The organism is Stenotrophomonas sp. YJH_SMC_73 (genome assembly GCF_059370155.1).
In genome coordinates this window covers 36516-49382 of record NZ_JCAFTJ010000014.1, presented here as the reverse complement: position 1 = coordinate 49382, position 12867 = coordinate 36516, and the positions used below count along the sequence as shown (strand labels likewise).

Below are 12867 nucleotides of genomic sequence, written 5' to 3'. Positions count from 1 at the left end.
TATTGGTACGACCAATAATCGACAGCCACGGCGACCCACCGCCTGCGGTGGAGCACATCCCGCCCCAGTCGAGAGCCTTCATGCAGCCCTGGCAACACCTGTACGACCCCGCCGGCAACCTGTGGTTGTCCAGCCTGATCGCGCTGCTGCCGATCGCGTTCTTCTTCGTTGCCCTTGCGGTGCTGCGCATGAAGGGCTGGCTGGCCGGCACGATCACCGTGGCCATCGCGCTTGGCGTGGCCCTGTTGTTCTACCGCATGCCGTTGAGCCAGGCGCTGGGCGCGGCCGGTTTCGGCTTCGTCTACGGCCTGTGGCCGATCGCCTGGATCATCATCGGCGCGGTGTTCCTCTACAAGGTCTCGGTCAAGACCGGTCAGTTCGACATCATCCGCGCCTCGATCCTGTCGGTGACCGAAGACCAGCGCCTGCAGATGCTGATGGTCGGTTTCGCGTTTGGTGCCTTCCTGGAAGGCGCGGCCGGCTTCGGTGCGCCGGTGGCGATCACGGCGGCGCTGCTGGTCGGGCTGGGCTTCAAGCCACTGTATGCCGCCGGCCTGTGCCTGATCGTCAACACTGCGCCGGTGGCGTTCGGTGCGATGGGCATCCCGATCATCGTGGCCGGGCAGGTCACCGGCCTGGATGCATTCGAGATCGGCCAGATGGCCGGCCGCCAGCTGCCGTTCCTGACTGTGATCGTGCTGTTCTGGATCATGGCCATCATGGATGGCTGGCGTGGCATCAGGGAAACCTGGCCGGCGGTGCTGGTGGCCGGTGGCTCGTTCGCCATCGCGCAGTACCTCACCTCGAACTTCATCGGCCCGGAGCTGCCGGACATCACCGCCTCGCTGGCGTCGCTGGTGTGCCTGACCCTGTTCCTGCGCCGCTGGAAGCCGGTACGGATCTTCCGCTTCGATACCGAAACCAGCGCCGAGGCGGCCGCGCAGGCACTGGAGGCACCACGCTACAGCGTCGGCCAGATCGCCAAGGCGTGGTCGCCGTTCCTGATCCTCACCGCGATGGTCACGCTGTGGAGCATCAAGCCGTTCAAGTCGCTGTTCGCGGCAGGCGGCCCGTTGGAAGGCTGGGTGCTCAAGCTCCCGGTGCCGGGCCTGGACCAGAGGGTGCAGAAGATGCCGCCGATCGTCGACGCGCCGCTCAGCTATGAGGCGATCTACAAATTCGACTGGTTCTCGGCCACCGGCACCGCGATCATCCTTGCGGCGGTGATCGCGATCATCGCACTGCGCATGCCGGCCCGCTCGGCGCTGCAGACCTTCGGCGAAACCGTGCGTGAGCTGCGCATGCCGATCTACTCGATCGGCATGGTGCTCGCCTTCGCCTTCATCGCCAACTACTCGGGCCTGTCGGCAACACTGGCGCTGGCATTGGCGCACACCGGCGATGCGTTCCCGTTCTTCTCGCCGTTCCTGGGCTGGCTGGGCGTGTTCCTGACCGGTTCGGATACCTCGTCCAATGCGCTGTTCTCGGCGCTGCAGGCCACCACCGCGCAGCAGATCGGCGTATCCGACGTGCTGCTGGTGGCGGCCAACACCACCGGTGGCGTTACCGGCAAGATGATCTCGCCGCAGTCGATCGCCATTGCCTGCGCGGCGGTCGGCCTGGCCGGCAAGGAGTCGGACCTGTTCCGCTTCACCGTCAAGCACAGCCTGATTTTCACCACGATGGTCGGCCTGATCACCCTGGCCCAGGCCTACTGGCTGACCTGGATGATTCCCTGAGCCATGCATGGCTGGCCGACCACCCGCTGTGCGCTTCGGGCCACAATGGCGCCATGAGCACGCAACGTATTTCGGACAGGGTGGCCGCGCAGCTGCGCGGCCTGGTGCAGGAACAGCGGCTGCGGCCGGGCGACCGGTTGCCCGCCGAGCGCACCCTGGCGGTGCAGCTGGGGGTCTCGCGCACCGCGCTGCGCGAGGCGATCGCGCAGCTGGCCAGCCAGGGCCTGCTGACCGCACGCATCGGTGGCGGCACCTACGTGGCCGAACCGGCGGCGCGCGCGCGGCAGGCGCTGGATGAACCGCTGGCGCCGTACCTGCCGCTGTTCCAGGGCGACCCGGAATACCGTTTTGACGTGCTGGAGATCCGCCACGCGCTGGAAGGTGCCACTGCCTGGCATGCGGCGCTGCGAGCCACCGATGAGGACCGTACGCGCATCGCGCAGGCCTTCCAGACCATGATGGACGCGCACGGCAAGGACGACCCCACCGGTGAAGCAGAGGCTGACGCGGCCTTCCACCTGTCCATCGCCGAGGCCTCCCACAACCTGGTGCTGCTGCAGGTGATGCGCGGCCTGTTCGAACTGCTGCAGACCAACATCTCGCAGAGCCGCGAGAAGCTCTACACCTCAGCGAGGACCTTCTCGCCCCTGTCCGACCAGCACCGCGAAATGATGGATGCGGTGCTGGCCGGCGACCCCGAACGCGCGCGCGCCGCCGCGCATGCCCACCTCGAGTTCGTGCACACCACGCTGCGCACGCTCGATGACAACGAAGCCCGGCGTGCGCGGGCCTCGCGCCTGCCTTCCCCACACGGTTGACCCCATGATCATCTCCGCCTCCACCGATTACCGTGCCGCAGCGCAACGCCGGCTGCCGCCGTTCCTGTTCCACTACATCGATGGCGGCGCGTATGCCGAGCACACGCTGAAGCGCAACGTTTCCGACCTGTCCGACATCGCGCTGCGCCAGCGCATCCTGCGCAACATGTCCGACCTGAGCCTGGAAACCGAGCTGTTCGGCGAAACGCTGGCAATGCCGGTGGCGCTGGCGCCGGTCGGCCTGACCGGCATGTATGCCCGCCGCGGTGAAGTGCAGGCGGCGCGCGCGGCCGACAGCCGGGGCATCCCGTTCACCCTGTCCACCGTATCGGTGTGCCCGATCGAGGAAGTGGCACCGGCCATCCAGCGGCCGATGTGGTTCCAGCTGTACGTGCTGCGCGACCGTGGCTTCATGCGCAATGCGCTGGAGCGGGCACAGGCCGCCGGCGTGACCACGCTGGTGTTCACCGTGGACATGCCGGTGCCGGGCGCGCGCTACCGTGATGCACACTCCGGCATGAGCGGCCCGAATGCCTCGCTGCGCCGCATCGGCCAGGCCGTCACCCATCCGCACTGGGCGTGGGACGTCGGCCTGTTCGGCCGTCCGCATGACCTGGGCAACATCTCCACCTACCGCGGCAACCCGACCGGGCTGGAGGATTACATCGGCTGGCTGGGCAGCAACTTCGATCCGTCCATTTCGTGGAAGGACCTGGAGTGGATCCGCGAGTTCTGGAAGGGCCCGATGGTGATCAAGGGCATCCTCGACCCGGATGATGCGCGCGATGCGGTCAGGTTCGGTGCCGATGGCATCGTGGTCTCCAACCACGGTGGTCGCCAGCTGGATGGCGTGCTGTCTACCGCACGTGCATTGCCGGCCATCGCCGATGCGGTGCAGGGCGACCTGAAGATCCTGGCCGATTCGGGCATCCGTACCGGCCTGGACGTGGTGCGCATGCTGGCGCTGGGGGCCGATACCGTGCTGCTGGGGCGCGCCTTCGTCTATGCGCTGGCCGCGCAGGGCGAGGCCGGCGTGGCCAACCTGCTGGACCTGATCGCCAAGGAGATGCGCGTGGCGATGACACTGACCGGCGCGCACCGTATTGCCGACATCGGGCGCGATTCGCTGGTCAACCTGCCATGAGTGGCCATGACGCCGTGCTGGCGCAGTTGCGCGACGCGGTCGGCAGCCGCCATGTGTTGACCGGCGACAAGGCCACGCGCCGCTTCCGTCGTGGCTACCGCTTCGGCGATGGCCCGGTGCTGGCGGTGGTGCGCCCAGGTACCTTGCTGGAACTGTGGTATGTGCTGCAGGCAGCGGTGCAGGGCGGAGCGGCGATCATCCTGCAGGCGGCCAATACCGGCCTGACCGGTGGCTCGACCCCGGATGGGGACGACTATGGGCGCCCGATCGTGCTGGTCAGCACGCTGCGCCTGACCGGCATCCAGCTGTTGAACGAGGGCCGCCAGGTGCTGTGCCTGCCCGGCGCCACGCTCGACCGCCTGGAGCAGACCCTGGCACCGCTGGGCCGCGAACCGCATTCGGTGATCGGCTCCTCCTGCATCGGCGCCTCGGTGCTGGGCGGCATCTGCAACAACTCCGGCGGCGCGCTGGTGCGCCGTGGCCCGGCCTATACCGAGCTGGCGCTGTATGCGCAGGTCGATGCGCAGGGCCAGTTGCAGCTGGTCAACCACCTCGGCATCGCGCTGGGTGATACGCCCGAGCAGATCCTGCAGCGCCTGCAGGCCGGTGACTATGCCGCTGACGACGTGGGTGACGGCGATGGCCGCGCCGCGTCTGATCCACGCTACGCCGAGGAAGTGCGCCGGGTCGATGCCGATACGCCGGCACGCTTCAACGCCGACCCCAGCCGCCACTTCGAAGCGGCCGGTTCGGCCGGCAAGCTGGCGGTGTTCGCGGTGCGCCTGGATACCTTCGAAAAGGAGCCCGCCGAGGTCTTCTACATCGGCAGCAACCGCACCGACAGCCTCACTGCGATCCGACGCCAGCTGCTGACCGGCTTCGAGCGCCTGCCTATTGCCGGCGAGTACATCCACCGCGATGCCTATGACATCGGCGAGCGCTACGGCAAGGACAGCTTCCTGTTGATCGACCGCCTCGGCACTTCCCGTGTGCCCGCCGCGTTCGCATTGAAGAGCCGGGTCGATGGATGGTTCGAGCGGCTGGGCCTGCGCGGGGTGACCGACCGGGTGATGCAGGTGCTGACCGGCCTGCTGCCCTCGCACCTGCCCAGGCGCATGGGTGAATTCCGCCAGCGCTACGAGCATCACCTGTTGCTGAAGGTCTCCGCACAGGACGCGGCGGCAACCGAGGCCTGGCTGCGCGGCTTCTTCGCCGATCATGAGGGTGGTTACTTCCACTGCACGGCCGATGAGGGGCGCAAGGCGTTCCTGCATCGCTTCGCGGTGGCCGGCGCGGCGGTGCGCTACCGCGAAGTGCATCGGGACCAGGTGCAGGATATCGTGGCGCTGGACATCGCCCTGCGCCGCGATGATGCCGACTGGTTCGAGCAGTTGCCGGCCGATATCGATGGCCGCCTGCTGCACAAGCTGTATTACGGGCACTTCCTGTGCCATGTGTTCCACCAGGACTACATCGCACGCAAGGGCGAAGACCCGATGGCGATCGAGCACGCGATGTGGGCGCTGCTGGACCAGCGCGGCGCCGAGTATCCGGCCGAGCACAATGTCGGCCACCTGTACCCGGCCAAGCCGGCCCTGGCCGGGTTCTATCGGCAGCTGGACCCGAGCAATACGTTCAATCCGGGCATCGGCCAGACCTCGAAGGAAAAAGGGTGGGGTGGCTGCGACTGCGGATGATGTAGAGCCGAGCCCATGCTCGGCTGCTCTTCCCGACAGACAGCCGTCGAGCATAGCTCAGCCCCACCCGGACAGCGGTTACCATCGGAATCCCGTACGCAGGAGCCGCCCATGCCCACCATCGTTGCCCGCGCGACCCTGTGCGCTGCATTGCTGGCAACACCGCTGCTGGCGCAGTCCGCGATCCTGCCGCAGCAGCGCGACGCCGCCGGCAACGTGATGGAGCCGCTGGGGCAGGTGCTGGAACAGGGAGGGCAGGGCGAAGCACGCATGCAGTACTGCACCCTCGATCGTGCCTGGTGCGTGCGTGTGCAGCCGGTGGCCGAGGACGGCGATCGGCCGACGACGCTGGAAGTCTCTGAACGGGAGGCCGGCGAAAGCGAGCCGCACGTCTACCACGTCAGCATCGACGTGCCGCAGGAAAGCGAGCTTTCGCTGTGGCCGTGGATCGTGCGGCTTGCGCCTGGCGTTGGCAGCGATGAGGCAGTGAGCGACCCGCGGCAGCGCGCCCGCCAGAACGTGCTGGTGGGCGGTATCGTCAAATTCAGCACGATGTACTCAGGCGGTGGTGCCGACGCGTCCACGCTGCAGCTGGCGCGCGTGCGTCACCTGCAGGATGACATCCAGGTGGACGACGACGTGCTGACCCTGCCATGGCTGGGCAACGCGATGATCCGCGCCTGTTTCAGCGAGCAGGACATGAAGCAGCGCGCAGGCGCCTGCCACGACGAGTACGGGTTCTCGGCAAGGCTGGCGCTGGATACCGCCGCCGGGGGCATGCCGGTGCTGCGCTACCAGACGGTGGCGACGCGGTTCCCGGCCGGTGTCTCACGCTTCGAGGATTCGCTGGCCAAGGGGCCGTTGAAGAAGAAGGACCTGCGCACCGAGCAGGACCCGGCGTGCAGCTACACGCGGTTGTTCCGCTTCAGTGATGGGGTGTTCCACCCCGACCAGGCGCTGCCGGACTGCGCGGGGTATACCGAGCCCTGAGCTGTAGAGCCGAGCCTGCGCTCGGCTGTCACGGAAGCGCAGCCGGGCATGGGCTCGGCTCTACAGCGCCTACTCGCAGCGGGTGGCGGTGATGATGTTGTCCTTGTCCACGTACACACGCAGGCGGTCGTGGCGGATGTCCTTGGTGGTGATGGTGTTGGGGCCGATCGGGTTGACCAGGCCGGCACCGCTTTCGCTGGACAGGCGGCGGATGTTGGGCTCATTGGCGGGCTGGCCGATTGCCCAGCCCAGCTGGCTGGCGTCGCAGTGGCCGGTACCCTTGACCTGCGGACCGGGGGTGCTGACGCAGGCCGACAGCAGCAGGGCCGACGCGGGTAGCAACAGGGACAGACGGAAGGCGGACATGCAGCGCTCCTGCGCAGGGAAGATGGGCGGAACGATAGCACCCGGCGCGCGAAAGGCGTCAGCGCCCCGGTCATTGCCGGCACAGCATGGTCATTGCATAGTGGGAGGGATGACTGGCATCGCGCCAGCGGGCAGGCCGGGCCATTCCGGTGCAGGTGCTGGATTCGGTATGACGGCAGACAGTTTCCGCGACAAGCGCAGGGCGATAACGGTACTTGCAGTATCGGTGCTGGCCGTGGCGTGCGCCGCCACTGCCGCCGAGCCAGTGCCGGCCGCAGCCGCGGAAACGCCGGTGTTCGGCGCGTGGCGCAACCTTCAGACCGAGGCCGGCTACGCGCCGGCCCAGCGCAATCTGGCCTTCGCCATGCTGCCGCAGGCGGCGACCCGCGGCGACCGTTTCGCCGTCCTCGACCGTGAGGGCAAGCGGGCGGTGTGTTGCCTGCAGGTGGCCAGCCCGTCGCTGGGCGTGGCCGCGCTGCGCGAGCAGTACCACCTGCCGCAGGCCTGGGTGACCGACCTGAGCAATGGCCGCAGCCCGGCGCGTCCTTATCTGCCGCATGTCTACGCGATGCAGCGGGTGGACGAACTGGCAGACTACGGCTTCGCCGATGTGCCCGGGGCCTACAGCGACCTGGGCGGGCTGCTGATCCCCGAGGGCGCCGCGCTGGAGGACGATGGCAGTGCCGTCCTGCTGGGCGACAACCGTTATTCCCTGCATTTCCAGCGCCAGCCGCACGCCGATGACGATGGCGCGCTGGACCGCTACACCCTGCAGGGCGGCGACGGCGAGGCCCCGTTCGTGGTTGAAGTGCCGTTCGGCACCTACTGACTGCAGGACTGCACTGGCTAGAATGCAGCGCGGCGCTGTCTGCCGTGCCTGTTCCGTGAGTTGCTGCCGTGTCCCTGCGCCCTTTGCTGCTGTCGTCCCTGCTGCTGTTGTCCGCCTGCGCCAGCGCGCCACCTCCACCGCCGGCCCATTCCGATGCGCTGTGGCGCTTGATCGAGCGTGACTGCAAGGCGGTGGAAGGACCGCGTGGCAGTTGCCTGCGGGTGGAGACGGCGGCCGACCGCCGCGACGTGCTGGTCAAGGATGCGCACGGTGACTACCAGTTCCTGCTGATGCCGCTGGACAAGGTCAGTGGCATCGAGAGCCACGGCCTGTACCAGCGTGGGGTGCCCAACTATTTTGCGGCCGCCTGGCAGGCGCGCGGGCATACCGAACAGGCCCTGGGCCGGCCGCTGCCGCGCAGCGTGGCCAGCCTGGCACTGAATTCGCCGCACGGTCGCTCGCAGCACCAGCTGCATATCCATGTCGACTGCCTGCGCGCGGATGTGCTGCAGGCACTGGATGCACATGCCGGTGCGCTCGGTCCGCGCTGGTCACCGTTTCCGGTGCCGCTGCGCGGGCATCAGTACCAGGCCTATCTGCTGCCCGGTGCAGAACTGACCGCCAATCCGCTCAATCTGCTGGCCTATGGCCTGAGCGGCGTGGGCGATGTGGGCCAGTGGAGCCTGGTGGTGGCCGGGCGCGGCGAGGTGCAGGGCGGGCCCGGCTTCATCCTGCTGGCTACCCGCGTGGATGCCGCCAGCGGCAACGATGCCAGCGGCGAGGAACTACAGGACCATGCCTGCACGGTCTTGACCGGTGCCGGTGCGGCACTGGAGCGGGTGCGCTAGCCGATCGGCTGCTGGCAGCTGCGCCAGGCCGACGCGGTCAGCGCCAGCAGCTGACGGTCATGCCATCCCTGCGCGTCCAGATGGTAGTCGCGCAGGATCCCTTCGCGGATGAACCCATGGGCCTGCAGCGCCTGGGCAAACGGGCTGGTGCAGCCTGGCGGCAGCAGCACGAAGAGGCGGTGCAGGCCGACATCGTCGAACAGGAACGGGCACAGTGCCCGCAGTGCCGCCTGCGGATGGGGGTGCCGCTGCTGCAGCGATTGCAGCTCGGCGCAGCGCGAGTGCAGCGACTGCAGGCGGATATGCAGCTGGTCGTGCAGTACGCCCTGCACGTCGTCGAACACACCCAGCACCAGCAGGTCGTTGTCTTCCTGCAGGCGTGAACGATAGACGCTGGCGAGGAACCGCGCCTCTTCATCAATGCCGTAGGACGGCCGTTGGCCGCGCTGGCGACGGTCGTCGAAGGCACGCCAGCGTGGCAGGTCGGTGCGCTGGAACGAACGCAGGGTGATGGGCGTGGCCTGGAGGTGGAGCAAGTGGCGGCGCAGGACGGGTCGCAGTGGGGCGAAGTGGGTGGAAGGGGCGCTGTTGGTCATCCCGGCACGATGCGCATCACCGACGCGCCAGGCCATGCAATTCATTGCAAAAGTGGGGTGGTGCCGTAAACGCGTCTGATTCGGTTCAGGCATAAGCCCATCAGGGCTGGTCATTTCCGTTGAAACCACCCATTCAGGACACTTTCGTTACGGGATCGTTATGTGTCGTACCGGCTGCGGCTCCCGTACCACCCGCCCACTCCCCCAGGAAGCCCATGTCCGCCTCCCACAAGGCGATGCGCCCGCGTCCGCTGGTGCTCGCGCTGTCGTCCCTGATGCTGGCCTCGCTGCCGGCCTTCGCGCAGGAAAGCGCGCCCACCACATTGCAGGAAGTGAAGGTCACCGGCTCGCGCATTCCACGTGCCAGTGTCGAGGGACCCTCGCCGGTGACGGTGATCAGCCGCGAGCAGATCGACGCACAGGGCTACCGCAATGCCTTCGACGCCCTCAGCGCGCTGACCGAGAACACCGGCAACGTGCAGGGCGAGGATTTCGGCAATACGTTCACGCCGGCCGCCAACACCATCAATCTGCGCGGGCTGGGTCCGAACCGCACGCTGGTGCTGGTCAACGGCCGTCGCCAGGCCGACTACCCGCTGGCCTACGAAGGCTCGGTGAACGTTGTCAACCTGGCCAACATTCCCAGCGCCCTGATCGAACGCATCGAAGTGCTGGCTGCCGGTGCGTCGGCGGTGTACGGCTCCGACGCCATTGCCGGTGTGGTCAACATCATCCTCAAGGATCGCTTTGAAGGCGTGGACGTGAACGTGCGCGCCGGCGGCACCCAGCAGGGCGGCGGTGACAACCAGCGCGTGCAGGTGGTGGGCGGCAGTTCCGGCGAGCGCTGGGACGGCCTGTTCGGTTTCGAGTTCGACGTGCGCAAGGCGATCCACGCGCGCCAGCGCGACTTCATGGATTCGCTGGACGATGACCCGGCCGGCAAGGCGCCGCAGGCGACCGCGATCGCCTATCGGCGCAATGCTGCCACCGGCCGCAACATCGATCCGGGCGTCAACGGCTGCGACGCCGCGTCGGACATCTATGGCGGCAGCGTGTTCCGTGCCAAAAACCCGCGCCAGGGCTGGTACTGCGGCAGCAACGAGGCCGCCGCCAGCTACTGGACCGTGCAGACCCAGAAGCGCAATCTCAACGGCTACGGTCTGCTGACCTTCCACGTCAACGAGACCACCGACCTGTTCGCCGATGTCGCCGTGGGCAGCGCGCGGATCTACAACAACACGCGTGCACCGACCTGGACCTCGGCCCGCAACTACTTCTACAACCAGACCACCGGCAACCTGGAAAGCTGGTACCGCCGCTTCGCGCCGGAGGAAATCGGCGGCCTGCCGCGCAATGCCAACCGCTTCCTGGAAAACTCGTGGTCGTTCAATGTCGGCGCACGTGGCCAGATCGGCGACAGCGGTTGGGATTACGAAGCGGTCTACAGCCGCTCGCGTTACGAGAACCGTACCCGCCGACCGGTGCTGCTGGCCGGAATCAACGAATACCTGCTCGGTCCGAAGCTGGGCGTACGCAATGGCGTTGAGGTCTATGCGCCCGACCCGGCACGCCTGTTCAAACCATTGACCCCGGGCGAATACGAGGGCCTGTCCGGCTACCAGGAAAGCCGCAATGCGGCGTGGCTGCAGACCTTCAGCGCCAGCGTCAACGGCCGTTTGTTCGCGCTGCCCGGTGGCGACGCTGCATTGGCGGCGGTGGTCGAGGCCGGCAGCCAGGGCTACCGCAACCGCCCGGACCCGCGACTGGGCACAGGCGAGTTCTGGAACACCAGCGCCGGTATCGGTGCCGGCGGTGATCGTGACCGCTATGCGGCCGGCGTGGAGCTGCAGTTGCCGTTGCTGAAATCGCTGACCACGACGCTGGCCGGTCGCTATGACCAGTATCGCGCCGGTGGCGAGCACATCGGCAAGGCGACCTGGAGCTTCGGCGCCGAGTTCCGCCCGATCGAGAGCCTGTTGATCCGCGGCTCTGCTGCGACCAGCTTCCGTGCGCCGGACATGAACTATGTGTTCGCGACCGAGACCCGCGGCTACAACCCGGGCATGACCGACTACTGGCGCTGCCGCACCGCAGGCCAGTCGTACGACAACTGCGACTACAACGGCCTGTCGATCGACTACAGCAACCGCGCCAACGCGCAGCTGCAGCCGGAAACCGCTAAATCCTATGGTTTCGGCGTGGTCTGGTCGCCGCTGTCCGGCCTGGATTTCAGTGCCGACTACTACGACATCCGCATCGACAACGAGGTCACCAGCCTCGATACCAGCCGCATCCTGCGCGACGAAGCCGATTGCCGCCTGGGCCGCACGCTGGGTGGCGAAGCGCGCGATATCGGTTCACCGCTGTGCCAGGACGCGCTGTCGCGGGTGATCCGCAACCCGTCCACTGCAACCGTGCAGCCGGACCAGGTGACCCGCGTGCTGATCAATCCGATCAACGCGGCCTCCGAATCGGTGCGTGGCCTGGACCTGAAGGGTAACTGGCGTTTCGATGCCGGCCGCTATGGCCGCTTCACTATGCGCCTGGCCTATACCGTGGTGCTGGAGCACACGTACCGGCAGTTCTCCGATGATCCGGAGCGTGACATCCGCAATTCGCTGGATGACTACCAGTGGCGCAGCAAGGCCAATGGCAGCATCACCTGGAACCAGGGTGACTGGACCACCACGCTGTACGGCAACCGTTTCGGTTCACTGCCGAAGACCGATGGCAGTGGCCGCATCGCGCCGTACATGACCTACAACGCCAGTGTGTTCCGCCAGTTCGGCGAGAACCTGTCGGTGGGCGTGATCGTCAACAACCTGCGTGACAGCCGCCCGCCAGCGGACAGGAACGGTGGCGGCTGGCCGTTCTATCCGGTTGGCAACTACGACCCGTATGGCCGCCAGTACTGGCTGCAGCTGGACTACCGGTTCCGCTGATCCGGCTGGCAAACAGAAGGTCCGGCAATGCCGGGCCTTCTGCTGTGTCGATGTCCGCTGTGATGGCGGGCGCCGGTGGCCTAGGGCAGTGCCTGCTGCAGGTACGACTCGATGACGTAGCTGAAGGGCTGCTGCTGGCGATCGCGCAGCAGGGCGCGCACTTCCAGGATCACGCTGCGGTCGCCTTCGCCACGCGGTGGCCAGAAGGTCTGGTCAGCCAGTGTCTGGCGCTGGAAGCCGAGCGGGCCAACCACGCGGCCAAAGGGTTCGTCGGTGCTGTCCAGCACCTGGTTCATGGCGGGACTGAGGTGGTCCGGCAGGTACCAGTTGTCGGCCTCGGAGAGTACGCGGCTGCCACAGACCAGCTGCACACGGCGGTAGCGAAGGGCGGTGCCGGGTTTCGCACCCAGTGCCTGCAGCACGTCGGCCGGTGCTGTCTTGTCCTGGCCGTGTACACGCACCGCGCGCACCCGCGCCTGTTCGGCCAGGCCGTGTTCGGCGCACCAGTGTTCCAGGGTGGCGGTGGCGCTCTGCCCGGAAAGCACACGCTGGTGCAGCCGCTCGACCAGCGCCGCCGGGGCGATGCGCTGTTGGCCAGGCGGCGCCTGCAGCGGCGCGGTGGCGGCCGCATCAGTGGCGGACAGGCTGGCCATCGGGGCAGCAGCCAGCAGGGACGCGGCCTGCCAGCGGCGGAGACGATCGTGGCGGTCGGACGGGCCCATGCGGCATCACAGCGGAAACAGGTGCCTATGGTACCCGTTCAGGCGTGTGCACGGCGTGGCTGCGAGCCGCCGTCGCGGCGGCATTCATCGTTCTGATGAATGTATGGCATCCAGATATTTCGTTGGCCGATGGCAGTGCCAGCGCTCAGGATGGCGCCATGACTTGGCTTTCCGGG

At 67.3% G+C, this 12867-nt stretch carries 11 protein-coding genes; 8 read left to right on the top strand and 3 right to left on the bottom strand.

From position 1 onward, the window contains the following. Positions 1–80 precede the first annotated feature (80 nt). The 5 genes from lldP (at position 81) to AC5P8R_RS19135 (ending at position 6388) form a co-directional block, all read left to right on the top strand. Positions 81–1739, top strand: coding sequence for an L-lactate permease (lldP, locus tag AC5P8R_RS19155; RefSeq protein ID WP_046431188.1), 1659 nt, complete (start codon positions 81–83; stop codon positions 1737–1739). A gap of 53 nt (positions 1740–1792) precedes the next feature. Next, a complete protein-coding gene (gene lldR, locus AC5P8R_RS19150) occupies positions 1793–2557 on the top strand; it encodes a transcriptional regulator LldR (protein ID WP_014647493.1) in 765 nt (254 codons plus the stop codon). 4 nt (positions 2558–2561) lie between these two features. Further along, entirely contained in the window at positions 2562–3701 is a 1140-nt protein-coding gene (gene lldD, locus AC5P8R_RS19145; protein WP_049407546.1) for an FMN-dependent L-lactate dehydrogenase LldD, read from the top strand. After that, positions 3698–5398 carry a D-lactate dehydrogenase gene (gene dld, locus AC5P8R_RS19140; protein ID WP_169410359.1) on the top strand — a complete coding sequence of 567 codons (1701 nt, stop codon included), beginning with the start codon at positions 3698–3700 and terminating at the stop codon, positions 5396–5398. Before lldD ends, dld begins: the two co-directional genes overlap by 4 nt. A 111-nt stretch (positions 5399–5509) precedes the next feature. Next, positions 5510–6388, top strand: a complete 879-nt coding sequence (locus tag AC5P8R_RS19135; protein WP_495223736.1) for a hypothetical protein — start codon at positions 5510–5512, stop codon at positions 6386–6388. A 69-nt stretch (positions 6389–6457) separates the two neighbouring features. On the opposite strand, the gene AC5P8R_RS19130 is transcribed toward AC5P8R_RS19135, so the two are convergent. Further along, on the bottom strand, positions 6458–6754 hold the full coding sequence (locus AC5P8R_RS19130) for a hypothetical protein (RefSeq protein ID WP_014037553.1): 297 nt from the start codon (positions 6752–6754) through the stop codon (positions 6458–6460). 169 nt (positions 6755–6923) lie between these two features. On the opposite strand from AC5P8R_RS19130, the gene AC5P8R_RS19125 reads away from it, so the two are divergent. Together AC5P8R_RS19125 and AC5P8R_RS19120 are read left to right on the top strand one after the other, a co-directional pair. Next, positions 6924–7583, top strand: a complete 660-nt coding sequence (locus AC5P8R_RS19125) for a decarboxylase (protein WP_329889979.1) — start codon at positions 6924–6926, stop codon at positions 7581–7583. Positions 7584–7651: 68 nt separating this feature from the next. Next, on the top strand, positions 7652–8431 hold the full coding sequence (locus AC5P8R_RS19120; protein ID WP_046431172.1) for a CDP-diacylglycerol diphosphatase: 780 nt from the start codon (positions 7652–7654) through the stop codon (positions 8429–8431). Here the strand turns inward: AC5P8R_RS19120 and AC5P8R_RS19115 are convergent. Next, the gene (locus tag AC5P8R_RS19115) at positions 8428–9063 is read right to left on the bottom strand and encodes a GNAT family N-acetyltransferase (protein ID WP_329889978.1); all 636 of its coding nucleotides are present in this window, start codon (positions 9061–9063) and stop codon (positions 8428–8430) included. The genes AC5P8R_RS19120 and AC5P8R_RS19115 overlap by 4 nt on opposite strands. A 179-nt stretch (positions 9064–9242) precedes the next feature. Between AC5P8R_RS19115 and AC5P8R_RS19110 the strand changes: the two genes are divergently transcribed. Continuing rightward, positions 9243–11969 carry a TonB-dependent receptor plug domain-containing protein gene (locus AC5P8R_RS19110; RefSeq protein WP_495223735.1) on the top strand — a complete coding sequence of 909 codons (2727 nt, stop codon included), beginning with the start codon at positions 9243–9245 and terminating at the stop codon, positions 11967–11969. Between the two features lie 80 nt (positions 11970–12049). Here the strand turns inward: AC5P8R_RS19110 and AC5P8R_RS19105 are convergent, their stop codons facing one another. Beyond that, positions 12050–12691 carry a hypothetical protein gene (locus tag AC5P8R_RS19105; protein ID WP_049440926.1) on the bottom strand — a complete coding sequence of 214 codons (642 nt, stop codon included), beginning with the start codon at positions 12689–12691 and terminating at the stop codon, positions 12050–12052. Positions 12692–12867: the final 176 nt, after the last annotated feature.